Origin of the sequence: Heyndrickxia acidicola, assembly GCF_001636425.1 — a bacterium.
In the GTDB taxonomy this organism is placed as follows: Bacteria; Bacillota; Bacilli; order Bacillales; family Bacillaceae_C; genus Bacillus_AE; species Bacillus_AE acidicola.
This window is the reverse complement of the sequence record NZ_KV440953.1, coordinates 2,985,512-3,008,317: the sequence shown is the minus strand read 5'-3', so window position 1 is coordinate 3,008,317 and position 22,806 is coordinate 2,985,512. Positions and strand designations below refer to the sequence as shown.

Below are 22,806 nucleotides of genomic sequence, written 5' to 3'. Positions count from 1 at the left end.
TATGAGTAAAGGAGATTTTTGTATGCAAATCGATAAATTAAGAGGGAAATCATTGGATCAGTTATTTGAAGCCATTTTATCATTAAAGGATTCGGAGGAATGCTACCGATTTTTTGATGATTTATGTACAATTAACGAAATTCAGTCATTGGCACAGCGTTTAGAAGTAGCAAGCATGCTGCGCGAGAAAAAAACCTACCATGTCATTGAGACGGAGACTGGTGCCAGCACTGCTACTATTTCTCGTGTGAAGCGCTGTTTAAATTATGGAAATGATTCCTATGAAATGGTTCTTGATCGTTTGAAGGAACAACAAGAACAAAAAGTGAGTGAGTAACTTAATGCAGTTAAAGAAAGCGGCATCTCCTTAATAAGGCGATGCCGCTTTGTTATGTAATTGATGATTTAGCGAACTAAAGTAAAATCCTGTTCTCATATCCACTTTTTCCGATTATACTAACAGGTCCTCGAAATGTGCTTGAAAAGAATAAATTTTGGGAAATTTATTGACAAATAAAAATAAACTCACTACAATAAAACTCATATTAAAAATTTCATAAATATCATATTTCTTATCCAGAGAGGTGGAGGGACTGGCCCTATGATACCTCGGCAACGGATTTGCTGTTTTTTCGCAAACACCGTGCCAATTCCTGCAAATCAGTGAATCATTGATTTGGTAGATGAGAAGTCGCCGGTGTTTACATAAGCCCTTCTTCTTTATCGTGTATTGGATAAGAAGAGGGGCTTTTTTGAGCTTAAAACTAATTTAGTCTAGTAAACAGACTTACAAAAGACAAATACAGCAATAGAAAAGAAGAGAGGGAGAGGATTCAATTGGCAATTCAAAAGGAAAACAGCGAGACACTTATTGAACAATATAGAGAAACGATACTATCCAGCGTTGATGAATCAAAAGAACTTTATATTCAAACAAGCCATGCTATCCATGAAAGGCCGGAAATTGGTAATAAGGAATTTTTTGCATCAAAAGCATTAACGGAAATTCTGGAAAAGGAGGGTTTTGATGTAACCCGCAATGTTGCAGGGCATGAAACAGGATTTGTGGCGAGAAAGTCATCCGAAAAAGCCGGCCCATCTATCGCTTTCCTTGCAGAATATGACGCACTTCCCGGGATTGGCCATGCATGCGGGCATAACATTATCGGCACGACCAGTACAGCAGCGGGCATTGCCTTATCAAAAGTCATTGAAGAAACGGGTGGAGAAGTGGTTGTTTTGGGAACGCCTGCTGAAGAAGGCGGACCTAACGGCAGTGCCAAGGGCAGTTTTGTAAGAGAAGGGTATTTAAATGGAATTGATGCCGCCCTTATGCTTCATCCCAGCGGCCAAACCAGCTTAACAACCCCTTCACTTGCTGTTGATCCGCTTGACTTCCATTTTTACGGAAGAACAGCTCATGCTGCCAGCTCTCCAGAAGAAGGAATTAATGCCTTAGATGCGGTGATTCAGTTGTTTAATGGCATTAATGCGCTAAGGCAGCAGCTGGCATCGGATGTCCGGGTCCATGGAATCATCACACATGGCGGTGAAGCCCCTAATATCATTCCTGATTATGCTTCAGCGCGCTTCTTTATTAGGGCAAGTACTTGGAATTCAACCGAAGAGGTATCGGCCAAGGTTCGGAGGATTGCTGAAGGAGCTGCCCTTGCCACAGGCTGCACTGTGAAGATAGAAAGGTTTCAAAATGAAGTTCATAACTTGATTCTCAATGCTTCACTTGATGCTGCTGTTGGTCAAGAGCTTTCGCTGCTGGGAGAAACCATTGCAGAAAAGGGCAATGGGATTGGAAGTACAGATGCAGGGAATGTGAGTCAGGTGGTGCCCACATCCCATTGTTATATAAAAATTGGACCGGATGATCTTATCGGACATACAAAGGAATTTCGTGAAGCAGCCTGCTCTGAAATTGGAGAACATGCTCTCATTGCAGGGGCAAAAGCATTGGCTTTAACCGGTCTTCGGCTACTGACGGAAGAAGCGCTTTTAAACAAAGTCAAATCAGACTTTGTTCATGCAAAGCAGAAATAAACAAATCAGTCTGCTTCGGGGAGATATACTCCGAAGCAGACTGGAATAAAAGTTGAATTAAAGCCTTTTTTTAGCGTAATAGAATCCTTGTTGTGTATATCAAAAAACAAGAAGAATGTAAGTACCCCTAGGAGGAAAGATGATGAAAAAGAACTTGCTAGCCCTTTTTTCTTTATTTATAGCGGCAATACTGGTACTTTCGGGATGCGGTACCAGTGCCAATGGAAACTCAAAAACAATTAGAATCGGAATTAACGGAAGTGACATGCAGCTGTGGAACATCGTTCAGAAGCAGGTCAAAAATAAGGGGATTACCCTAAAGGTTGTTTCTTTCAGTGATTATGTACAGCCAAATACGGCTTTGAATGATGGAAGCATTGATTTAAATGCATTCCAAACGATTACATATATGAATGAATTCAAAAGAGATCACCATTTAAATATATCAGCAATTGGTTCTACAGTTATTGCCCCAATGGGAATCTATTCAAAAAAATATAAGAAAGTAAGTGATATTCCTGCCGGATCCACCATTGCAATTCCGAATGATGTAACGAATGCAGGCAGAGCCCTTCAATTGCTGCAAACGGCAGGCTTAATTAAGCTGAAGAAAGATTTTGATCCAAAAGGGAGTATTGAGCAAATTGCCAGCAATCCGAAAAAATTAGCGATCAAGCCTGTCTCAGCAGGGCAAACAGCAAGGGCATTGGATGATGTGGCAGCTTCGCTTATCAATAATGGGTATGCGGTAGAAGCGGGATTAAGCCCGGCAAAAGACGCGATTTTTAAAGAAGACCCTAAGCAAAAAGCAGCTTTGCCTTATGTGAATATTATTGCTGCCAGAACAAAGGATAGCCATAATAAGAACTTTGCTGAAATTGTTAAATCCTACCACTCACAGGCTGTAAGGGAGTATCTCCTTAGGGAATATAAAGGAGCAACCGTTCCTGTAAATATTTCTATTAGTAAAATTAAAAACCTTTAAAAATAGGAAGAGGCCAGCAGCTATATTGCCGGCTTCTTTCTTTTTATTAATTCGGATTTGAAAAGTTTATCTTCTTGCAAGTTTCTTCCTGGTTTATCTTCACCCGCTTCTCACCGGTCGAACCAACATTTTCTCATTAATCACACCGGGCTTTAGCAGATCCTTCTATTAAAATACTAAAAAATTTATATGAATTAGGTTTAGAGTAAAGGAGATGAGGGTAAATAACAATGTTATTATTTTTGTTTGTTTTGAAACAGGAAAAAGTACCTGCATAAAAACGGTTAGATGCCATGAAGACGGATTTAATTTTTGTACGTGAAAGCAACAATCCATGCAAAAACAGCCTATATAAAAAATATCTCTGAATTTCATTTGAAACATAAAAGGGGCAGGAAGCAAAATGAGTTTTAAAAAGAAACAATTTATTGGATTTGGAGCCATAATGGCACTTATCTCTATTATGCTGATTATCATTTTGACCATGATCAACCACATGAAAGGGAGCATCGTGGAGATCGTAGAGGACAGGTTTCAAAAGGTGAGAACAATTGTGGACCTTCAGCAAAAATTTGCATCGACTGACCGGGAGCTTCTTTTTTTGGCCACGGATGGGCAAAAATCCGATGTACAGACAAGTATCCATCTAATCGAAGAGAACGATACAGCGATTAAAGAGGATGTGGATACTCTCCGAAAAACGATAAATTTAAAGAAAGCCAGTATTTTATTAAACGCTACAGAGTCCAAATACAATCAATACAAAGAGCTTGAAACCAGCATCATTCAAGCTGTCCAAACAAAAGTATCAAATTCGGAGCTGCAAATTTTGGTAAATCAGCAATCCAAGCAGCGAATCAGCCTGATTAATTCCATTAATCAATTTAAAAACTTACAAGAGTCACAGCTCGATAAGTCCTTTGCACAATCCAATTCTACCTATCAGCAAATGCTTGGCTTTATTTTTGCTACTATTATCCTTTGTATTCTAGCAGGTATTCTCATTGCAACATGGGTAATTAAAAGCACGGCAAAAAATTTAAAACAAATTACACATGTAATTGAAGCAGTTGATTTTGACAATATTGAAGCACTTCCGCATATCGAGGTAAGAACAGAAGACGAGATTGGAAATATTGCTTCGGCATTTAACCAAATGGCGGCATCCCTGAAGGAATTTAACCAAAAAGAAGAGGAATATAAAAAAGAAATTGAAGATAAGAACTGGATTCAAACCAGACTGGCAGAAGTGGCAACGATGTATCAGCGAATTGATCACATTGAAACACTTGCAGACCGTTTTATCTCGAAGATTGTATCTTTACTGGATGCTTCTCTTGGTTCTTTTTACATAAAAAGAGGGGAAGGGAAAACAGCGAATTTTGTACAATTAGCCTCCTTTGCCGGTCAATCAGGCCAGGCGGGAAGGAAGAAATTCAATATGGGCGAAGGATTAATGGGCCAAGCTGCAGCAGAAAAACAGATGTATATCATTGAAAATGTGCCGGAGGATTATACGGTGATCTCTACCGGACTTGGAGAAATGAAGCCGAAAAGCATTATGATCATTCCTGTCCTATTTGAAGATGAAGTAGCAGCTGTAATTGAGGTAGCCAGCCTGCAGCCATTTGACGCCCTGCATCGCAGCCTAATGAGCCATGTAGTAGATACACTTGGTATTACAATTAATAGTATCAATGGCCGCATGGAAATAGAACGGCTGCTGAAGGAATCACAAGCAATGACGGAAGAATTGCAAGTTCAGTCAGAAGAGCTTCAGACTCAATCGGAAGAGCTCCAAACCCAATCGGAAGAGCTTCAAATGATAAATGAACAGCTGGAAGAACGGACAAAGGATGCTGAGCATAAAACCTTTGAACTTGAAAAAGTCACAGAAAATCTTGAAGTGCAGGCAATGGAGCTTCAGCAAAGCTCGAAGTACAAATCAGAATTCCTTGCCAATATGTCTCATGAACTGCGGACACCGCTTAATAGCATTCTGATCCTGTCCGAAATGCTTGCTGAAAACTCAGACCGCCATCTGACAGAAGAGGATGAGGAGTTTGCAAGGGTTATCCATTCCTCCGGACAGGACCTTCTTTCCTTAATAAATGATATCCTCGACCTTTCAAAGGTTGAAGCAGGTAAGATGGAAATGCTGTATGGGGAAATGAACCTTAGTGAGCTGCCGGCCCATATTGAACGCAATTTTGCTCACGTAGCGAGTGATAAAGGGCTGGAGCTTTCGATCTTTAAAGGCAGGGATGTTCCAAATATTTTCTATACGGATGAAAAACGCTTCCGGCAGATTATTAAAAATCTTTTATCAAATGCCTGCAAATTTACCGAAGCAGGATCTGTCCATGTAGCGATTAGGAAGATAGATGAAAGTTCAGTTTCAAAATGGGTCAGCACGACAGGGGCAGAATACTGGCTTGAGGTTTCCGTGGCAGATACGGGAATTGGTATTTCCAGGGATAAACAAAAACTAATATTTGAAGCTTTTCAACAGGCTGACGGAGCAACTGTCCGGAAATACGGCGGAAGCGGTCTGGGGCTTTCAATCTGCCGGGAATTTGCCCGTTTGCTTGGCGGCTGGATAACGGTCGACAGCGAGGAAGGAAAGGGCAGCATCTTCACGCTATACATCCCCAGCCTTCCAAATGGCATGGAAAAGAGTGCAGTAAACGAAGAGCAGCTGACTCAATTGGAAGTAGCAGCTTCAGCGGAAGTATTACCAGAGCCTGTTGCTGAAATGGCGGATACACCTGAAATCTTTATAGAAACAGAAAATGTATTTAAAAATAAAACCGTCATGGTAGTGGACGATGATAACCGCAATATATTTGCTCTAAGGAAAGCTTTGAACCATGAGGGGATGAATATCATCACAGCCAATAATGGGCTGGAGTGCCTTGACCTTTTGGAAAAGACAGATGGAATCGATATTATTCTCATGGATATCATGATGCCGGATATGGATGGATATGAAACAATCCGCCGTATTCGAACGGATTTATCAAAACGTGACCTGCCGATAATTGCCCTTACGGCTAAAGCAATGAAAGGTGATAGGGATAAGTGCCTTGAAGCAGGAGCGTCGGATTATATTAGTAAACCATTTAAACTGGAACAGCTGTATTCCGTTATGAGGGTCTGGCTGGCAAAATAACGCATTGGCAATTGAAAGGGGACGTTTTTGTGTTGGAAATGAAAGTGGCAAACAGTGAAACCATAGAGATTGACTTGCTTCTTGAAGCTGTTTACCGTATTTCCGGTTTTGATTTTCGTAAGTATATGCGTTCTTCAATCGAACGAAGAATCCATAATCGTATGCAGCTGGACAGAATACATACAGTCAGCGGATTAATTGAGAAGGTTTTCCATGAAAAAGGATATGTGAATAAGCTTTTAAATGATTTTTCCATTAATGTGACAGAAATGTTCCGAGATCCGAGCTTCTTTTATTCTTTAAGAAAAAATGTTATCCCTTTGTTAAGGGAGCTGCCGGAAATCCGCATTTGGCATGCAGGCTGCGCTACCGGAGAAGAGGCCTTTTCCATGGCTATTTTAATGGAAGAAGAAGGATTGGCAGAAAAAACAAAGATTTATGCAACGGACATGAATGAAAGGGTATTGCAAAAAGCCGAAGCAGGCGTATTTTCTTTAAACCGCATGCAGACGTATACCACCAACTATATAAAAGCCGGAGGGACGCGTGCCTTTTCCGAGTACTATACGACAGATGACCAGCACGCTTATTTTCATCGGCATATTGCAAAAAGTATTATATTTGCCCAGCATAATTTAGTAACGGATGGGTCATTTAACGAGTTTCATCTGGTGATATGCCGCAATGTGCTTATTTATTTTAATAATGATTTGCAGAACAGTGTTTATCAGTTATTTTATGAAAGCCTGTCTCATGGAGGTTTTCTTGGATTGGGAAGCAAAGAAACTTTAAGAACCTCGGTGAACTTTGATAACTATGAAGAGTTTGACCGTGACGAACGATTGTATCGAAAAACAAGATGAAAGATAAAAGCCGCTATACAAGGAGAATTCTCTTGCATAGCGGCTTTTTTATAGGAAAGTATAAAATGTTTTATTGCATCAATTATGTAAGCAATGCAGTCTCTTTTTAGCTCCAGCGCCTATCGCCCAGCGAATTTCTGCGTCTCCTCCCTACGATAAGTCAACATCTAGTTTCCTTTATCCCAGTCGAAGACTATGAAATCCATACGCCTTCCGCGTTTCTTCATTAGTGTGCTTGTATAAGGACAACACACATGTCGTCATGCTGGGTGATTTGGCACTCAGGAGTGATAATAAGATCAATGGGATTAATTTCAGAATCATGATGATGTGGAATGGAGGACGCATCCATAATCTTTTCCATCCCGTCCAATCCGCATTCATCAATTGCTTCCATCACACCATCTGTATAGAGCATGATCTGAAGCTGATCCTTATACTGGATGGCGGATTTTTCAAAATCCATATTTTCAAAGAAACCGACAGCGCAGTTTTTTTGAGACATCGGCACCACTTTCTCTCCATCTATTAGAGCAAAGCCTGGAGGATGGCCGGCATTCACGTATTCAACCGTTTTATTTTTGGTGTCCACCGTCATATATATTGCTGTAAAATAATAATTTAGTTGATTGGTCTGTTTACTCAAAAAGGACATCCAGCGATTCAACTCTTTTATAACACGTGCAGGATCAACGATGGATCGAATGGAGTCCCGCAGTACGGAAGAGATAAACATGCACACAAGCGAAGAAGAGATCCCGTGTCCCATCATATCAAGAAGAATGATTCCATAGCGGTCTTTGTCAATTTTATGCCAGTAATACATATCACCGGCCAATTTAAAGGACGGCGAATAAGAGGCGCTTATATTGATCTTTTCTTCATTGACCGGCGGGCTTAATAGACTGGTCTGTACCTGTGTGGCAAGGTCAAGCTCCATTCTGATTTTTTCATCCTGTTCTCTGTGCCAATCCTTTTCATATTTCAATCGTAAGGCTACACGTATACGTGCGATTAATTCAATTTTATTAATCGGTTTTGTTATGTAGTCAATGCCGCCAACATCCAGAGCGGCAGCTAACTTACTGGAGTCCTCTAAAGCAGTAACAAAAATAATCGGAATATCTTTAAGCTCTGGTACGGCCTGTACACGCCTGCAAGCCTCAATTCCATCAATATCCGGCATCATAATATCCATAAGAATCAGGTCGACTGATTCCTTCGGAGTATCCCCTGTATCCAATTTTAAGTATGTATATAATTCGCGGGCTGAGGAAAGCAGCACACAATCTGTATAGCCTTCACTTTTAAGAATTCTCTCTATTACAAAAAGATTGACCTTGTTGTCGTCTACAATCACTATGGACATCGTATTCCCTCTAATCTGAAAATATGCAAAAATTGTATTCTGCTTATTGCTGCACATCTATTTTCTATATATCTAGTATACCGTAAGATAGGGAAGGTACAAAGAAAGAAAGGGAGGAGATAGGGAATAAGGTTGGGAAGGTTGAAAAAAAGAAGGCTAAAAAAGCAAAATAAAGCTGGCGCAAGGAAGTGAGGTAATTTCCCTGCTTATGCCAGCTGAATAAGAACGTATGGGTTCTGTGAATTTTTCTATTCTAAAGTGATGCTATAAGAGCTGAGTACGCGTGGTTCTTTTTCTCCAGCTGCAACATTTACTACTTTATGATTATTGGTGTGTATTGAAGCAATTGCACCACCAATTAATAATGCACTTACCCCAAGAGAAATGAGAAGTTTTTTCATTATTTTCCTCCTATATTTGATTAATTTGCTTATATGAAAAGTTGACAAGTTTATAGTACTTAGTTGCTGTTTTATATTTATGCAGATCTTCATAGTAATTAGCGAGCAATGTAGCATAATTTGTCAATCTAGCGTAATCTTTTTGCTCTTCTAAGTACGGAATAAACTCATGAACCATCATTTCCTCGAATTTTTCCAAATTTCTTTCAGTAAGATGACGGTAGGTATAAATTTCATAATAAAACAATAAGTATCTTTCTTTATTTTCCTCAGTTATTAGACCTAAACCTTCTTCAATTCGTCTCTTTGCTTCCTCATAATTGTTAGCTTTATAGTATTCTTCAACAATTGCGGTTAAAGCTAGTAGACGGTTTTCTAAAGAGGATTCTTTCTCCTCTACAATCATATCTAAATATTTAATGGCTTGGTCTGTTTTGCCTTGAGCATAGTACAAATACCCTAAATTTAAATGAGTTAATTGGATAATTTCCGTTGTATCATCATGCTCCGCCAGCTGCTTTGCCAGCTGATAATTTTTGATGGCTTTGTCATAGTTCTGAATCCGCCTGTACGATATCCCCAATATCAAATGGCATTCCGCACATCTTGAGAAATTATAAATCTGCCGGTAGAAATCAAGCGCTTTATTGGCATAGCTTTGGGCTTCCGAAGTGAGGCGCAGCTTGCTGTAAGTGACCCCTAAGACATATTGAAGGTCAGCAATCTCTTCATCAGGCAAATCGTTTTTCGCAATTAGGTCTTCTGCCATTGTATAGAATTGGAGGGCTTTACTGTCTTCTTCCGTGATAGAGTGATAGTTGCCATTGAACTTAAACCAATAGTATTTTTGTTTTCCGCTGAAGGTGGTACTGATCTCTTTTAATTGATTGATTTGTTCGAGGGAGGAGTTCGTTTCTCCTATTTTCAAAAAATATCTGATAACGTGAATCTTCAGTAAAATTTGAAGCTCAAGATCCGGAATGGTGTTGGTGAGCTCTGACATGCGCTGATATTCCTGTTTCAAAATGCTCGGCTTAAAGGATGTTAACAGAATGTGGAACCAATTGTAGCAAAGCTCTCTCGTTTCCTCATCAATTTGTCTATTAATTTCAATATCCAGGCGCATGCAGAGCAGCTTGATCACTTCATCATTCGGCTCAATTTTACCGTTTTCAATTTTTGACAGATAGGAAGTGGAAATAATTCCTTCCGCCAAATCTTCTTGCTTCAAGTTTTGTTTCAATCTATTCATTTTTATAATGGAACCGATGTTCATAGCATCACCTAAGACATTCTTATATGGTAATAGTATACCTCAACTTGGCATTATAGGAAAATAGGATAGCCATTCAAGGATGTTTTACGAACAATTCGGTTATATCTATAACTATATGAGTGGAAGAGGCGATTGTTTCTTGATGTGGGCGGGAGCAAAAAAAATAGGCTATTCGCCTATTTCTATAGACTCATGCTGTTCTGGTGCTGTTAAATTTAGTATCTCTTTTTTCATTCAATAATTTATCCATTTTGTAAATAAGGGCATCTACATCTCGTTTTGTGATTTTTTCTGGCACACTTTTTTTATTCATACTATTAATTCCTCCTTAACAAAAGTTTGTACGGTGGAAAGTCTTGTTATTATTTTATCACACAATATGGCCTATTTTACTTGGGAAAGTGGCATGGATTTCAATGGATTAAATGGAGAATGATTTTCATGTTTTCCTAAAATCCTGAAAAAATCGTTTTTATTAAAACTAACCTTTACTTTTTGTGAGTCTTTTTTACTATATAAGATCATTTTATTTCCAAAGTCTGAATGTCTGTATCTTTTGGCATGGCGCTTTATGAAAAACAGGAATATTAACCAAATATTTGTCTATTCACATATTCAAGGAAATCCTTTTTTGCCGATTCGAACAAATGATATAATGATGACTATGGAATAAAGAATGGAGGATTTATCTTAGTATGTACGATGTTCGTGAATGGCGGCATGCCTTTAAGCTTGACCCAAATAAGGAGATTAATGATACGGACCTGGAGAGAATTTGTGAATCAGGGACAGATGCCATCATCGTTGGAGGAACAGACACGGTTACACTGGAGGATGTGCTGAACCTTATGTCACGTATTAGAAGATATACTGTTCCGTGTGTACTTGAAGTTTCTAACCTTGAATCTATTACCCCTGGGTTTGATTTATATCTTATTCCATCTGTATTGAACAGCGGAGATGTCTCTTGGATTACAGGTGTGCATCATGAAGCGTTAAAAGAGTATGGAGAACTATTAAATTGGGACGAGCTGTTTGTTGAGGGATATTGTATTTTGAATGAAGATTGCAAAGCGGCCGAACTGACAAAAGCCCGTACCGATTTAACACAGGAAGATGTGGAAGCGTACGCCATGATGGCAGAAAACTTGTTTAAAATGCCTATTTTTTATATGGAATACAGCGGTCGTTATGGAAATGTCGATATGGTCAAGGCAGCTAAAAAACATTTAAGACACTCCAGGCTTTTTTATGGGGGAGGTATCCGCTCAAGCGAACAGGCGAAGGAAATGGGCGAGCATGCGGACGTCATTGTGGTGGGCAATGCAGTTTATGACGATCTTGAACAGGCATTAGGTACAGTCAGAGCGGTAAAATAATGTAACAATAAACCTTGAAAATAGATTATAATAAGAACAAATGTTCTAAATGGTGGTGAAGTCATGCAATTTTTAACAGATCGATTACTATCTGGATTGAATCCAGAACAGCAGGAAGCAGTAAAAACAACGGAAGGCCCCCTATTGCTTATGGCTGGAGCGGGAAGTGGAAAGACAAGGGTGCTGACTCATCGTGTGGCGTATTTGATGGTGGAGAAGGAAGTCAATCCTTATAATATCCTGGCCATTACGTTTACAAACAAAGCAGCTCGAGAGATGAGAGAACGTATAGCTGGAATTATGGGCGGTGCAGCTGAAGAGGTTTGGATTTCCACATTCCACTCCATGTGTGTGCGGATCTTAAGAAGAGACATTGACCGTATAGGCTTTAACCGGAATTTTACAATTCTTGACCCGACAGACCAGCAATCAGTTGTCAAATCCATTTTAAAGGATAAGAATATTGATCCTAAGAAATTTGATCCTCGATCAATCCTTGGAACTATTAGCAGTGCGAAAAATGAATTGGTGGATCCGGAAGAGTATTCCAAGCTGGCAGGGGGATACTACGATCAGGTTGTCAGTGATGTGTATACAGAGTATCAAAAAAGGCTCAGAAAGAATCAGGCACTGGATTTTGATGATTTAATCATGCTGACCATTCAGTTATTCACTAGAGTCCCAGAGGTTCTGACCTATTACCAGCGCAAGTTTCAATACATTCATGTGGATGAGTATCAGGATACGAACCGTGCGCAGTACATGCTTGTCAAGATGCTCGCTGCAAGATTTCAAAATCTTTGCGTGGTAGGCGATTCCGATCAGTCCATTTATCGCTGGCGCGGTGCGGATATTGCCAATATCTTATCCTTCGAGAAGGATTATCCTCGTGCAAAAGTTATATTGCTTGAACAAAATTACCGTTCTACAAAAAGAATTCTGCAAGCTGCAAATGAGGTTATCAAAAATAACCAAAATCGAAAAGCTAAAAACCTATGGACTGAAAATCAAGACGGGCCTAAAATTTCCTATTATCGCGCCGACAGTGAACAAACAGAGGCGCAATTCGTAGCCGGCAAGATAAAAGAAGCGGTTGCCTCCGGAAAACGAAAGCTTTCTGATATTGCTATTTTATATCGTACGAATGCCCAGTCACGTGTTATGGAGGAAGTACTCCTAAAATCAAACATTGAGTATAGCATCGTCGGCGGCATTAAATTCTATGACCGCAAGGAAATCAAGGATATCCTCGCTTATTTGCGTTTAATTGCTAATCCTAATGATGATATCAGTTTGCAGCGGGTCATTAATGTTCCAAAACGGGGAATCGGTTCTACTTCTATGGACAAGATTGCCCGTTATGCAGCAGATCAGGATATTTCTGTTTTTGCAGCCATCCAGGAAATTGATTTTATTGGAGTAAGCCCAAAGATCGCCAATGCTGCAAGGGAATTTTATGATCTTATTCATAATTACACTCAAATGCAGGAGTATCTATCTGTAACGGAGCTGGTTGAGGAAGTTCTGGAGAAGTCAGGATACAGGGACATGCTGAAGGCAGAGAAGACAATTGAATCCCAAAGCCGTCTTGAAAATATTGATGAATTCCTTTCTGTAACCAAAAACTTTGAGGAAAGCAGCGAAGATAAGAGCCTTGTTGCGTTTTTAACGGATCTTGCCCTTGTCGCAGATATTGACAGGATGGATGAGCAGGATGAAAAGGCTGATTCGATTGTCTTGATGACCTTGCATTCTGCAAAAGGGCTTGAATTTCCAATCGTCTTTTTAATCGGCATGGAGGAAGGCGTATTTCCTCACAGCCGATCTTTAATGGAAGAAGCAGAAATGGAAGAAGAACGCCGCCTCGCTTATGTGGGAATTACACGTGCTGAAGAAGAGCTGTATTTAACGAATGCAGGAATGAGAACTTTATTTGGACGCACTAATATGAATCCTGTTTCCCGATTTATTAATGAGATACCAGAGGAGCTGCTGGAGTCTGTCCATAAAGAAACCAAAGCTTCATCTTCTTTTGGTGCTCAGCGTTCCGTGCAGCCGGCGCGCCGACCGGCGGTTGTCCGTCCTGCACAAAATGCTTCTGCTGGAAGCACTGCGGATTGGAAGGTGGGCGACAAAGCTGCGCACAAAAAATGGGGCACTGGCACAGTGGTCAGCGTAAAGGGTGACGGCAAAAGTGTTGAGCTTGACATTGCTTTTCCTAGTCCTGTGGGCATTAAAAGGCTGCTGGCAGAGTTTGCACCTATTACAAAGGCATAATGCATCAGTTGTTTTTAGGGAAAGTGCCCATTTTATCCAAGAGAATTTCAGTCTTCATTCTGTTCATAAGGATGGAGGCTATAAATAGAAAGGGCTGTTGTTATGGAAATAAAAACCGCTGAAAAAAGGGTGAAAGAGCTTCATACTCTATTAAACCAGTACAGCTATGAATACCATGTAAAGGATCATCCAACTGTACCTGATTCGGAATATGACAGGCTCCTGAAAGAGCTGAATGATATTGAAGCTGAATACCCAGAGCTGATTACATCGGATTCTCCTACTCAGCGGGTAGGAGGTGAACCACAGTCAGCCTTTACAAAAGTGGAACACAGGACTCCGATGCTATCTTTGGCAAATGCCTTTAATGAAGAGGATTTACGTGATTTTGACCGCAAAGTAAGACAGGCAGCAGGAGAAGATTACGAGTATGTCTGCGAATTGAAAATTGATGGATTGGCGGTCTCACTTCGCTATGAAGACGGACTGTTTGTCCAAGGCGCCACTCGCGGAGACGGAACCATTGGAGAGGACATAACTGTCAATCTCAGGACAATCCGATCTATTCCTCTCAGAATAAAAGAACCTTTTTCTATCGAGGTGCGCGGCGAGGCCTATATGCCGAAAAAATCATTTGAGCAGCTGAACAGGGCGAAAGAAGAGAACGGAGAAGAGCCTTTTGCGAATCCTCGAAATGCTGCTGCAGGTTCATTGCGCCAGCTTGATCCGCGAATTGCAGCTTCAAGGAATTTAAGCATCTTTCTTTATGCCATCGGCGATCCCGGTGAAACAGGCGTCACCGCCCACAGCGCCGGCCTGGATTTGCTTGAAGACCTGGGATTTAAAGTAAATAAAGAACGCAAGCTTTGTAAAAATATTGATGAAGTGCTTGATTATATTAAAAACTGGACAGAAAAGCGGCCAGACCTTCCGTATGAAATTGATGGGATTGTCATCAAGGTGAACTCTCTTGCCCAGCAGCAGGAGCTTGGTTCAACAGTAAAAACCCCGCGCTGGTCCATTGCTTATAAGTTTCCTGCAGAGGAAGTCGTTACGAAATTGATCAGTATCGAACTAAATGTAGGAAGGACGGGCGTTGTAACACCCACTGCGGTTCTTGAACCTGTTCGGGTTGCAGGTACAACGGTTAAAAGAGCCTCCCTTCATAATGAAGACTTAATTCGTGAAAAAGATATTATGCTTGGCGATTATGTGGTAGTAAAAAAAGCAGGGGACATTATCCCGGAAGTAGTGAATGTTCTGACGGACAGAAGAACAGGTGAGGAGCAGGAGTTTAAAATGCCGACTCATTGCCCTGATTGCGAGAGTGAACTGATCCGTTTGGAGGGTGAAGTGGCTCTCCGCTGCATCAATCCGAAGTGCCCTGCCCAAATTCGCGAGGGCCTGATTCATTTTGTGTCACGAAATGCAATGAACATAGAAGGGCTGGGGGAAAAGGTCATCAGCCTCCTATTTAGCCATCAGTTAATCCATGATGTAGCGGATATCTATAGACTGACAAGAGAGCAGCTTCTTAACCTGGAAAGAATGGGTGAAAAATCCGCAGGGAATTTACTGGATGCCATAGAAGCGTCCAAACAAAATTCTTTGGAAAAGCTTTTGTTTGGTCTTGGCATTCGGCATGTAGGTTTCAAGGCTGCCAAAACACTTGCTCAAACGTTTGAAACTATGGAGAAGCTGCAGGCAGCAACAAGAGAAGAACTGACAGCCATTCAGGATATTGGTGAAAAGATGGCGGACTCCATTGTGGCGTATTTCGAAAACGAAGAAGCCAGGGAGTTAGTAAAAGAGCTGCAGTCCCTTAGTGTCAATATGATTTACAAGGGACCAAAGCCTGTTGAAGCAGTGAACGCCTCCTCGCCATTAGCAGGAAAAACCGTAGTACTGACAGGAAAACTTGAGCAAATGACCCGTGAAGAGGCCAAGGAGCGTTTGGAAGCACTAGGGGCTAATGTAACGGGCAGTGTCAGCAAGAAGACGGATTTAGTTATTGCCGGGGCAGATGCCGGTTCAAAGCTTACAAAAGCGGAACAGCTGGGAATAGAGGTCTGGGATGAAAATCGTTTTGTACAAGAAGTAAAAGAGTGAGCTTCTTAAAAGGAAACCATTGGGGAAGGCTTTCCTTTAGTATGTAATAAAGGTGGAAGAATCAGCATGAAAAAATGGTTGCCATTACTAGTAACAGTAGTCTTGCTAACAGCAGGATGTACTTCGAATTTCGGGTCAGAGGATAAGGTTGTGCAAGAAAAAAACAATCAAAAAGAGACAGCGATTATACCAAATTACCAAATATCCGATAATTATTATCGAACGATATTGCCATATAAGCCGAGTAAAAGCAGAGGTTTGACCGTCAATAATTTAAACACCCGCTATGATATTCAGGAATTTGAAACGGGGCTCCTTCGTGTAGCGAAAACCACGTATTCGCCTGAGAAATATCTGTTCCAGGAAGGGCAGATACTGGACGCGGATACCTTGAAGATGTGGCTTAACCGTAAGTTTACACCAAGCCAGTGGAAGGCTGTACAAAAGGAAGTAAATCCACCCAGTCAAAATATTGGATTAAATCCTCCTTTAAGCGGGAAAGGTTCAATCGATTCACAAAATCAAAATAGCCCGATCTATCTTGCTAATATCCTGGAACATGACTATTTAGTTAAGACGGATAAAAATACAGTGAGGCTAGGTGGCGTCGTCATAGGTTTGGCACTTAATTCAACGAATTCTTATCAAAGCCAAAATGGGACGACCACCCAATCTTCTCTCTCTCAGGCTGCAATAGACAGTGAGGGAAAAAGCATTGCTGCTGAAGTGGTAAAACGACTCCGTGCTATGAGCGAATTGAAGAATGTCCCGATCACCATTGCCTTATTTGAGCAGAAGGATAAGGATTCAGTTGTTCCAGGAAATTATTTTGCCTATACTAATGTTCCGGCGGGAAGCTCCTCCATTGGGAGCTGGAATGCCATTCAAAATCAATATTATCTTTTCCCGTCATCGCAGGCTGATTCAGATCACCCGCACGATGCAGGTGTTTTTGATAAGTTTAAAAAGCGGGTAGAGAACTATTTTCCTAATTATAATGGAGTAATTGGGCGTGCATTCTATAACGGAAATAAGCTTACTCAATTAAAAGCAGAAATTCCTCTCCAATTTTTTGGAGAAGCTGAAGTTATTGGTTTTACACAATATATAGCGGGGATTGTACCATCTATTTTCCCGGATACCATAGACTTGCAAATAAAGATTACGGCTGGCGGCGATATAAAAGCCCTTATAACAAGGAGCCCTGGCCAAACAGATACATCTGTCCATATATATCAATAAGCTGAAAAAGCTGATAAAAAAGAGAAAGCCTCTTCTTTTATCAGCTTTTTTATTTGAGGATTTTCCATGTCTATTAGCTTGATGGAGCGGTTTAAGGGAAGCCGTCATAAAACAATACGAGAAATGTCGAAAATATTTATAGAAAATTTCAAAAAAATAGTTCCAGTCTTTGATCTTCTGTTATATAATACAAACATAAATTAGTAAATTGTTTTATAACAATATTAAAGGAGTGATGTGAAAAGATGGATACTCAAACGGCTGGAATATCCGTAGCTAAGGAGCTGAAAGCAAAGTATGAAGATCTTTTAACACCAGGTGCTTTACATTTTATTGAACAACTTGAGAGGCACTTTGGAAATGAACGAAAGAAACAGTTACAGAACAGAGAGTGCAAACAACAGGAAATGGACGGAGGAAAACTCCCTCACTTTCTTTCTGAAACGGAACCCATTCGAAATGGAGATTGGTCTATCTCGCCGCTTCCAGCCGATCTTCAAGATCGCCGGGTGGAAATTACAGGGCCGCCAGATCGAAAGATGATTATTAACGCAATGAATTCGGGGGCAAAGGTGTTTATGGCATGTTTGGAGGATGCGACATCGCCTACATGGGAAAATGTGATGGATGGACAGCGGAATCTGAGAGATGCGGTAGATAGAACCATTGCTGTATACGGGGAGAATGGAAAAACCTATGTGCTGAATAAGGAAACCGCCGTTTTGTTTGTCAGGCCAAGGGGATGGCATTTGGAAGAGAAGCATGTATTGGTGGATGGGAAACCTATTTCCGCAAGCTTGTATGATTTTGGTTTGTATTTTTTTCATAATGCGATCCATCTTGTGGAGAAAGGCACGGGCCCTTACTTTTATTTACCCAAGCTTGAGAGTCATTTGGAAGCAAGACTTTGGAATGATGTTTTCACCTTTGCCCAGAAATTCATTGGAATTCCTAAAGGAACCATTAAAGCGACAGTACTGATTGAGACCCTTCCAGCAGCCTTTGAAATGGATGAAATTCTTTATGAGTTAAAGGAGCATTCAGCAGGACTGAACTGCGGCAGATGGGATTACATCTTCAGCTATTTAAAGAAGCTGAGAAACCAGCCTAATGTCATATTGCCGGATCGTTCACTGGTTACAATGACAGCTCCATTTATGAGGTCGTATTCACTACTCACCATTAAAACCTGCCATCGCAGAATGGCGCCGGCAATTGGGGGAATGACTGCACAGATTCCTGTAAAAGGAGACGAGCAGAAAAATGAGGAGGCCTTTAACAAGGTACGCCAGGATAAAGAAAGAGAGGTGCAGGATGGACACGATGGCACGTGGGTGGCACACCCTGCACTCGTGAAGGTAGCCATGGAGGTTTTTAATAAAGAAATGAAGAGTTCAAATCAAATAGATTCACAGAAACAGATTGATTTCGAGGTGTCAGAACAAGATCTGCTGGCTGTACCTGCAGGAAATATAACAGAAGAAGGAGTAAGGCAGAACATTCGTGTGGGTTTAAGGTATATAACCGCCTGGCTGAGGGGAAGGGGAGCAGTACCCATCCACCACTTAATGGAGGATGCTGCTACAGCTGAAATTTCCCGAGCACAGATCTGGCAATGGATCCGCCATCCAAAAGGAGTGATGGAGGATGGAAGGAAGGTTACGTTTGACATGTACCAAGAAATCAAGAATGAAGAGATTCAATTGATTCAGCAAGAGATGGGCAGAGAAAAAGTTCAAGAAGCGGGAGAATTGTTTGCCAGTCTAATCACGGAAGATGAATTTCAGGATTTTTTAACCATACCAGGATACGCATTGCTTTAAACGAAAAGGCTCTTTTCGTAAACTTTGTTGCTATTGGACACAAAAATATCATTTTAAATATATGTTCGGTATTAAAACTTGTGAAGAGCTTACGAAAAGATGCCATGAAGACAGACAACTCACGGAATCATTCTTTGTACGTAAAGCAACGCGAAAACAGCCAATGAAAAAATATTGAAATCAAAGAAGGGATGAAGGAAATGAATAGAAAAGCCGATAAATTGCAAGAAAGCTGGGAGCAGGATACACGTTGGAGCGGAGTGACACGTACTTATACGGCTGAAGATGTTTTGAGGCTGAGGGGATCGCTTGATATTGCTTATACTCTTGCACAGCACGGGGCGGAGAAGTTCTGGGAGCTTTTGCATCGAGAGGAGTATGTTCCAGCACTGGGAGCGTTAACGGGAAACCAGGCAGTCCAGCAGGTCAAGGCAGGATTAAAGGCGATTTATTTAAGCGGATGGCAAGTCGCTGCTGACGCCAATCTTTCTGGACATATGTATCCTGACCAAAGCCTGTATCCTGCAAATAGCGTTCCCCAGGTGGTAAAGCGCATTAATCAGGCACTTCAAAGAGCGGACCAAATTCATCACGTAGAAGGAGACAAAAGCATTGACTGGTTTGCACCGATTATTGCAGATGCAGAAGCAGGTTTTGGTGGTCAGTTAAATGTTTTTGAATTGATGAAATCCATGATTGAAGCAGGAGCTGCTGCCGTTCATTTTGAAGACCAGCTTTCCTCTGAAAAGAAATGCGGGCACTTAGGAGGCAAAGTCCTGCTGCCGACACAAACAGCGGTCCGTAATTTAATTTCTGCGCGCCTGGCTGCAGATGTGATGGGAGTGCCAACAGTTTTAATTGCAAGAACGGATGCCAATGCAGCCGATTTAATTACCAGTGATGCGGATCCATATGATGCACCGTTTATTACAGGTGAGCGCACCCTCGAAGGCTTTTACCGGACAAAGCCTGGACTTGAGCAAGCAATTTCAAGAGGATTGGCCTACGCCCCATATGCAGACCTGATCTGGTGCGAAACGTCTGAACCAAATATGGAAGAAGCGCGCCTGTTTGCAAAAGCCATCCATGAAAAGTTCCCAGGAAAACTGCTTGCATATAATTGTTCTCCGTCCTTCAACTGGCGTAAGAAGCTGGATGGAAAGGCAATCGCAAGCTTTCAGCAGGAGCTTGGAAAGATGGGTTACAAATTCCAATTTGTAACACTTGCAGGCTTCCATGCGCTAAATAACAGTATGTTCGAGCTGGCAAAAGGCTATCAGGAAAGAGGAATGGCGGCTTATTCAGAGCTTCAGGAGGCTGAGTTTGCAAACGAACCGCTTGGCTATACAGCCACAAGGCATCAAAGAGAAGTAGGAACAGGCTATTTTGATGAGGTATCGATGGTTATTACCGGAGGAACTTCTTCTACAACAGCCCTTAAAGGTTCAACGGAGGAAGAACAATTTACCAGCATATAATGGATATATGAGCGGGGTATTCCATAAGGATATACCTCGCTTTTTTGAAAAGGACTTCGATAACCAGATTACACCATAATTTCTGTCTATTTAGACTAAGATAGGCTTTGGAGCTAGACAGAGATTGCATTGAGCATTCCATGTTAAACATTTTACCAATCTTGCCTTCAGAAGCAGAGGGGAATACAGTAAAATAAAGGCTGTTTTGGTTTAGGCTCTTTTCATAAACTTTGTTGCTATTGGACACAGTAATATCATTTATTATATATATTCAGTATTAAGACTTGGGAATAGCGCACAAAAAGATGCCACGAAGACAGACAACATACGGAATAATCCCTTATACGTAAAGCAACAATCTATGCGAAAACAGCCTTTGGTTTAGAGTGTTGCTTTGTGTATAACAGATAAATTTTTCTTACTTAATCGGTAAAATGGGAAATTGAAAAATATCAAGAGGAGACTGCAGAAAACCAGTCAGCACGCCTATAAGGAAAGATGTAGGGACAGGCCCGCAAGGATGGCCTGTCCTCTTGCTTATTAGTGGTCAATTCTGCTATTATCAATAGTATTGCGAGTGTTCGAATAACCTTGGAGGTGAATGGAATGTCAAGAATTTCTAAAGACCAGGTTGAGCATGTTGCTCATTTGGCAAGACTTGAATTTAAAGCTGAAGAAATTGAACGATTTACAAAGCAATTAGATGACATTATCAGCATGGCTGAATCCTTAAATGAATTAAATACCGAAAATGTAGAACCAACAACACACGTATTGGCTATTCAAAATGTTATGCGTGAAGACAAAGCTGAGAAAGGCCTGCCTCAGGAGGAAGTCCTGAAAAATGCGCCTGATCATAAGGATGGGCAAATTCGCGTTCCATCTGTTTTGGAATAAGGAGGGGAAATCATGACTTTATTTGATCATAAAATTGCTGAGCTGCACGAGTTTTTACATAAGAAAGAAATTAAGGTATCGGATCTTGTTGAAGAATCCTATAAGAAAATCCAAGAAGTAGATGGAAAGGTTCAGGCCTTCCTGACATTGGATGATGAAAATGCGAGACAAAAGGCAAAAGAACTTGACGAAAAGCTGGGCACTGAAGAGTCCAAGAATATCCTATTCGGTATGCCTATCGGAATCAAGGATAACATCGTAACGAAAAGCCTAAGAACCACTTCAGGAAGCAAGATTCTTGAAAATTTTAATCCTATCTATGATGCAAGTGTTATGGGAAAACTTCATCAAGCCAATACGATTACAATTGGGAAATTAAACATGGATGAGTTTGCAATGGGTTCATCTACAGAGAACTCCGGCTTCCAAAAAACGTTTAATCCATGGAATCTCGAAACCGTTCCTGGCGGTTCATCAGGCGGCTCTGCAGCTTCAGTTGCAGCAGGAGAGGTGCCATTTTCACTTGGATCGGATACGGGCGGATCGATTCGCCAGCCAGCTGCATTCTGCGGTGTTGTCGGTCTAAAACCAACATATGGACGTGTATCACGTTTTGGTCTTATTGCTTTCGCTTCCTCTCTTGACCAGATCGGTCCGATTACACGCAATGTTGAAGATAATGCTTATCTGCTACAGGCCATTTCTGGTCTTGATCCGCATGATTCCACTTCTGCCGATGTAGATGTGCCGAATTATGTGCAATCCCTCACAGGGGATGTAAAAGGCTTGAAAATTGGTGTGCCGAAGGAGTATTTAGGAGAAGGTGTAGGAGAAGACGCAAGACAGTCCGTCTTAAAGGCTTTAAAAGTACTTGAAGGACTTGGCGCTACATGGGAAGAAGTATCCCTTCCGCACTCAAAATATGGTGTAGCGGTTTACTACCTGCTTGCATCGTCTGAAGCATCCTCCAACCTTGCACGCTTTGACGGTGTCCGTTACGGATATCGCACGCCGAATGCCGAAAACCTTATGGAGCTTTATAAGAAAACCCGTTCCGAAGGCTTTGGAGATGAGGTTAAGCGCCGTATTATGCTTGGAACCTTTGCATTAAGCTCAGGTTATTACGATGCTTATTATAAAAAAGCCCAGCAAGTCCGTACGCTGATTAAAAAGGATTTTGAAGATGTATTTGCAAAATACGATGTTATTATTGGACCAACGACTCCAACTCCTGCTTTTAAAATTGGAGAGAAAATCAATGATCCATTAACAATGTATGCAAACGACATTTTAACAATTCCTGTGAATCTGGCGGGCGTACCTGGTATTTCTGTTCCTTGCGGATTTTCGGAAGCCGGTCTGCCTCTTGGACTTCAAATTATCGGCAAGCACTTTGACGAATCAACCATTTACCGTGTTGCCCATGCCTATGAGCAAGCAACAGACTTTCATAAAAAAAGACCACAATTGTAAAGGGGTGAGT

The 22,806-nt window shown here is 41.1% G+C and carries 17 protein-coding genes and 1 riboswitch; of the genes, 13 read left to right on the top strand and 4 right to left on the bottom strand.

Going from position 1 to position 22,806, the window contains the following annotated elements; all coding sequences use genetic code 11:
- The first annotated feature begins 22 nt into the window (after positions 1-22).
- From A5N88_RS14035 to A5N88_RS14015, 5 genes are all read left to right on the top strand, one after another.
- Positions 23-337, top strand: a complete 315-nt coding sequence (locus A5N88_RS14035) for a YerC/YecD family TrpR-related protein (RefSeq protein WP_066267139.1) — start codon at positions 23-25, stop codon at positions 335-337.
- Positions 338-569: 232 nt separating this feature from the next.
- Positions 570-690: riboswitch (SAM riboswitch) on the top strand.
- Between the two features lie 180 nt (positions 691-870).
- Positions 871-2,052 (top strand): M20 family metallopeptidase, encoded by a 1,182-nt coding sequence (locus tag A5N88_RS14030; protein WP_157090789.1) that lies wholly within the window; start codon positions 871-873, stop codon positions 2,050-2,052.
- A 142-nt stretch (positions 2,053-2,194) separates the two neighbouring features.
- Positions 2,195-3,037 carry a MetQ/NlpA family ABC transporter substrate-binding protein gene (locus tag A5N88_RS14025; RefSeq protein ID WP_066267137.1) on the top strand — a complete coding sequence of 281 codons (843 nt, stop codon included), beginning with the start codon at positions 2,195-2,197 and terminating at the stop codon, positions 3,035-3,037.
- A 403-nt stretch (positions 3,038-3,440) separates the two neighbouring features.
- A complete protein-coding gene (locus tag A5N88_RS14020) occupies positions 3,441-6,209 on the top strand; it encodes a response regulator (RefSeq protein ID WP_066267135.1) in 2,769 nt (922 codons plus the stop codon).
- A gap of 38 nt (positions 6,210-6,247) precedes the next feature.
- Entirely contained in the window at positions 6,248-7,072 is an 825-nt protein-coding gene (locus tag A5N88_RS14015; protein WP_066270548.1) for a CheR family methyltransferase, read from the top strand.
- A gap of 226 nt (positions 7,073-7,298) precedes the next feature.
- On the opposite strand, the gene A5N88_RS14010 is transcribed toward A5N88_RS14015, so the two are convergent.
- From A5N88_RS14010 to A5N88_RS26165, 4 genes are all read right to left on the bottom strand, one after another.
- A complete protein-coding gene (locus tag A5N88_RS14010) occupies positions 7,299-8,441 on the bottom strand; it encodes a SpoIIE family protein phosphatase (RefSeq protein ID WP_066267133.1) in 1,143 nt (380 codons plus the stop codon).
- Positions 8,442-8,689: 248 nt separating this feature from the next.
- The gene (locus A5N88_RS24980; protein ID WP_157090683.1) at positions 8,690-8,842 is read right to left on the bottom strand and encodes a hypothetical protein; all 153 of its coding nucleotides are present in this window, start codon (positions 8,840-8,842) and stop codon (positions 8,690-8,692) included.
- 10 nt (positions 8,843-8,852) lie between these two features.
- Positions 8,853-10,118 carry a tetratricopeptide repeat protein gene (locus A5N88_RS14005; RefSeq protein WP_066267132.1) on the bottom strand — a complete coding sequence of 422 codons (1,266 nt, stop codon included), beginning with the start codon at positions 10,116-10,118 and terminating at the stop codon, positions 8,853-8,855.
- A gap of 190 nt (positions 10,119-10,308) precedes the next feature.
- The gene (locus tag A5N88_RS26165) at positions 10,309-10,431 is read right to left on the bottom strand and encodes a hypothetical protein (protein WP_260525560.1); all 123 of its coding nucleotides are present in this window, start codon (positions 10,429-10,431) and stop codon (positions 10,309-10,311) included.
- Positions 10,432-10,813: 382 nt separating this feature from the next.
- On the opposite strand from A5N88_RS26165, the gene pcrB reads away from it, so the two are divergent.
- The 8 genes from pcrB to gatA all read left to right on the top strand — a co-directional run bounded on the left by pcrB (position 10,814) and on the right by gatA (position 22,796).
- Entirely contained in the window at positions 10,814-11,497 is a 684-nt protein-coding gene (gene pcrB / locus A5N88_RS14000) for a heptaprenylglyceryl phosphate synthase (RefSeq protein ID WP_066267127.1), read from the top strand.
- A 63-nt stretch (positions 11,498-11,560) separates the two neighbouring features.
- Positions 11,561-13,774: a DNA helicase PcrA gene (gene pcrA / locus A5N88_RS13995; protein WP_066267126.1), complete on the top strand. Its 2,214-nt coding sequence runs from the start codon at positions 11,561-11,563 to the stop codon at positions 13,772-13,774.
- Positions 13,775-13,876: 102 nt separating this feature from the next.
- Positions 13,877-15,883, top strand: coding sequence for an NAD-dependent DNA ligase LigA (gene ligA, locus A5N88_RS13990; protein ID WP_066267125.1), 2,007 nt, complete (start codon positions 13,877-13,879; stop codon positions 15,881-15,883).
- Positions 15,884-15,949: 66 nt separating this feature from the next.
- A complete protein-coding gene (locus A5N88_RS13985; RefSeq protein ID WP_066267122.1) occupies positions 15,950-17,125 on the top strand; it encodes a CamS family sex pheromone protein in 1,176 nt (391 codons plus the stop codon).
- A 245-nt stretch (positions 17,126-17,370) separates the two neighbouring features.
- On the top strand, positions 17,371-18,948 hold the full coding sequence (gene aceB / locus A5N88_RS13980) for a malate synthase A (protein ID WP_066267121.1): 1,578 nt from the start codon (positions 17,371-17,373) through the stop codon (positions 18,946-18,948).
- A gap of 200 nt (positions 18,949-19,148) precedes the next feature.
- Positions 19,149-20,426: an isocitrate lyase gene (aceA, locus tag A5N88_RS13975; RefSeq protein ID WP_066267118.1), complete on the top strand. Its 1,278-nt coding sequence runs from the start codon at positions 19,149-19,151 to the stop codon at positions 20,424-20,426.
- Between the two features lie 606 nt (positions 20,427-21,032).
- The gene (gatC, locus tag A5N88_RS13970; RefSeq protein ID WP_066267116.1) at positions 21,033-21,323 is read left to right on the top strand and encodes an Asp-tRNA(Asn)/Glu-tRNA(Gln) amidotransferase subunit GatC; all 291 of its coding nucleotides are present in this window, start codon (positions 21,033-21,035) and stop codon (positions 21,321-21,323) included.
- Between the two features lie 12 nt (positions 21,324-21,335).
- Positions 21,336-22,796, top strand: coding sequence for an Asp-tRNA(Asn)/Glu-tRNA(Gln) amidotransferase subunit GatA (gene gatA / locus A5N88_RS13965; protein ID WP_066267112.1), 1,461 nt, complete (start codon positions 21,336-21,338; stop codon positions 22,794-22,796).
- The last annotated feature ends 10 nt before the right edge of the window (positions 22,797-22,806 follow it).

What these genes read in the sequence shown, in the direction of transcription:
- ligA (WP_066267125.1), top strand. Translation starts at nt 13,877, where the DNA reads ATGGAAATAAAAACCGCTGAAAAAAGGGTGAAAGAGCTTCATACTCTA.
- A5N88_RS14015 (WP_066270548.1), top strand. Translation starts at nt 6,248, where the DNA reads ATGAAAGTGGCAAACAGTGAAACCATAGAGATTGACTTGCTTCTTGAA.
- gatC (WP_066267116.1), top strand. Translation starts at nt 21,033, where the DNA reads ATGTCAAGAATTTCTAAAGACCAGGTTGAGCATGTTGCTCATTTGGCA.
- A5N88_RS14010 (WP_066267133.1), bottom strand. Translation starts at nt 8,441, where the DNA reads ATGTCCATAGTGATTGTAGACGACAACAAGGTCAATCTTTTTGTAATA.
- A5N88_RS26165 (WP_260525560.1), bottom strand. Translation starts at nt 10,431, where the DNA reads ATGAATAAAAAAAGTGTGCCAGAAAAAATCACAAAACGAGATGTAGAT.
- pcrB (WP_066267127.1), top strand. Translation starts at nt 10,814, where the DNA reads ATGTACGATGTTCGTGAATGGCGGCATGCCTTTAAGCTTGACCCAAAT.
- A5N88_RS24980 (WP_157090683.1), bottom strand. Translation starts at nt 8,842, where the DNA reads ATGAAAAAACTTCTCATTTCTCTTGGGGTAAGTGCATTATTAATTGGT.
- A5N88_RS14005 (WP_066267132.1), bottom strand. Translation starts at nt 10,118, where the DNA reads ATGAACATCGGTTCCATTATAAAAATGAATAGATTGAAACAAAACTTG.
- pcrA (WP_066267126.1), top strand. Translation starts at nt 11,561, where the DNA reads ATGCAATTTTTAACAGATCGATTACTATCTGGATTGAATCCAGAACAG.
- A5N88_RS13985 (WP_066267122.1), top strand. Translation starts at nt 15,950, where the DNA reads ATGAAAAAATGGTTGCCATTACTAGTAACAGTAGTCTTGCTAACAGCA.
- A5N88_RS14020 (WP_066267135.1), top strand. Translation starts at nt 3,441, where the DNA reads ATGAGTTTTAAAAAGAAACAATTTATTGGATTTGGAGCCATAATGGCA.
- aceB (WP_066267121.1), top strand. Translation starts at nt 17,371, where the DNA reads ATGGATACTCAAACGGCTGGAATATCCGTAGCTAAGGAGCTGAAAGCA.
- A5N88_RS14025 (WP_066267137.1), top strand. Translation starts at nt 2,195, where the DNA reads ATGAAAAAGAACTTGCTAGCCCTTTTTTCTTTATTTATAGCGGCAATA.
- A5N88_RS14035 (WP_066267139.1), top strand. Translation starts at nt 23, where the DNA reads ATGCAAATCGATAAATTAAGAGGGAAATCATTGGATCAGTTATTTGAA.
- gatA (WP_066267112.1), top strand. Translation starts at nt 21,336, where the DNA reads ATGACTTTATTTGATCATAAAATTGCTGAGCTGCACGAGTTTTTACAT.
- aceA (WP_066267118.1), top strand. Translation starts at nt 19,149, where the DNA reads ATGAATAGAAAAGCCGATAAATTGCAAGAAAGCTGGGAGCAGGATACA.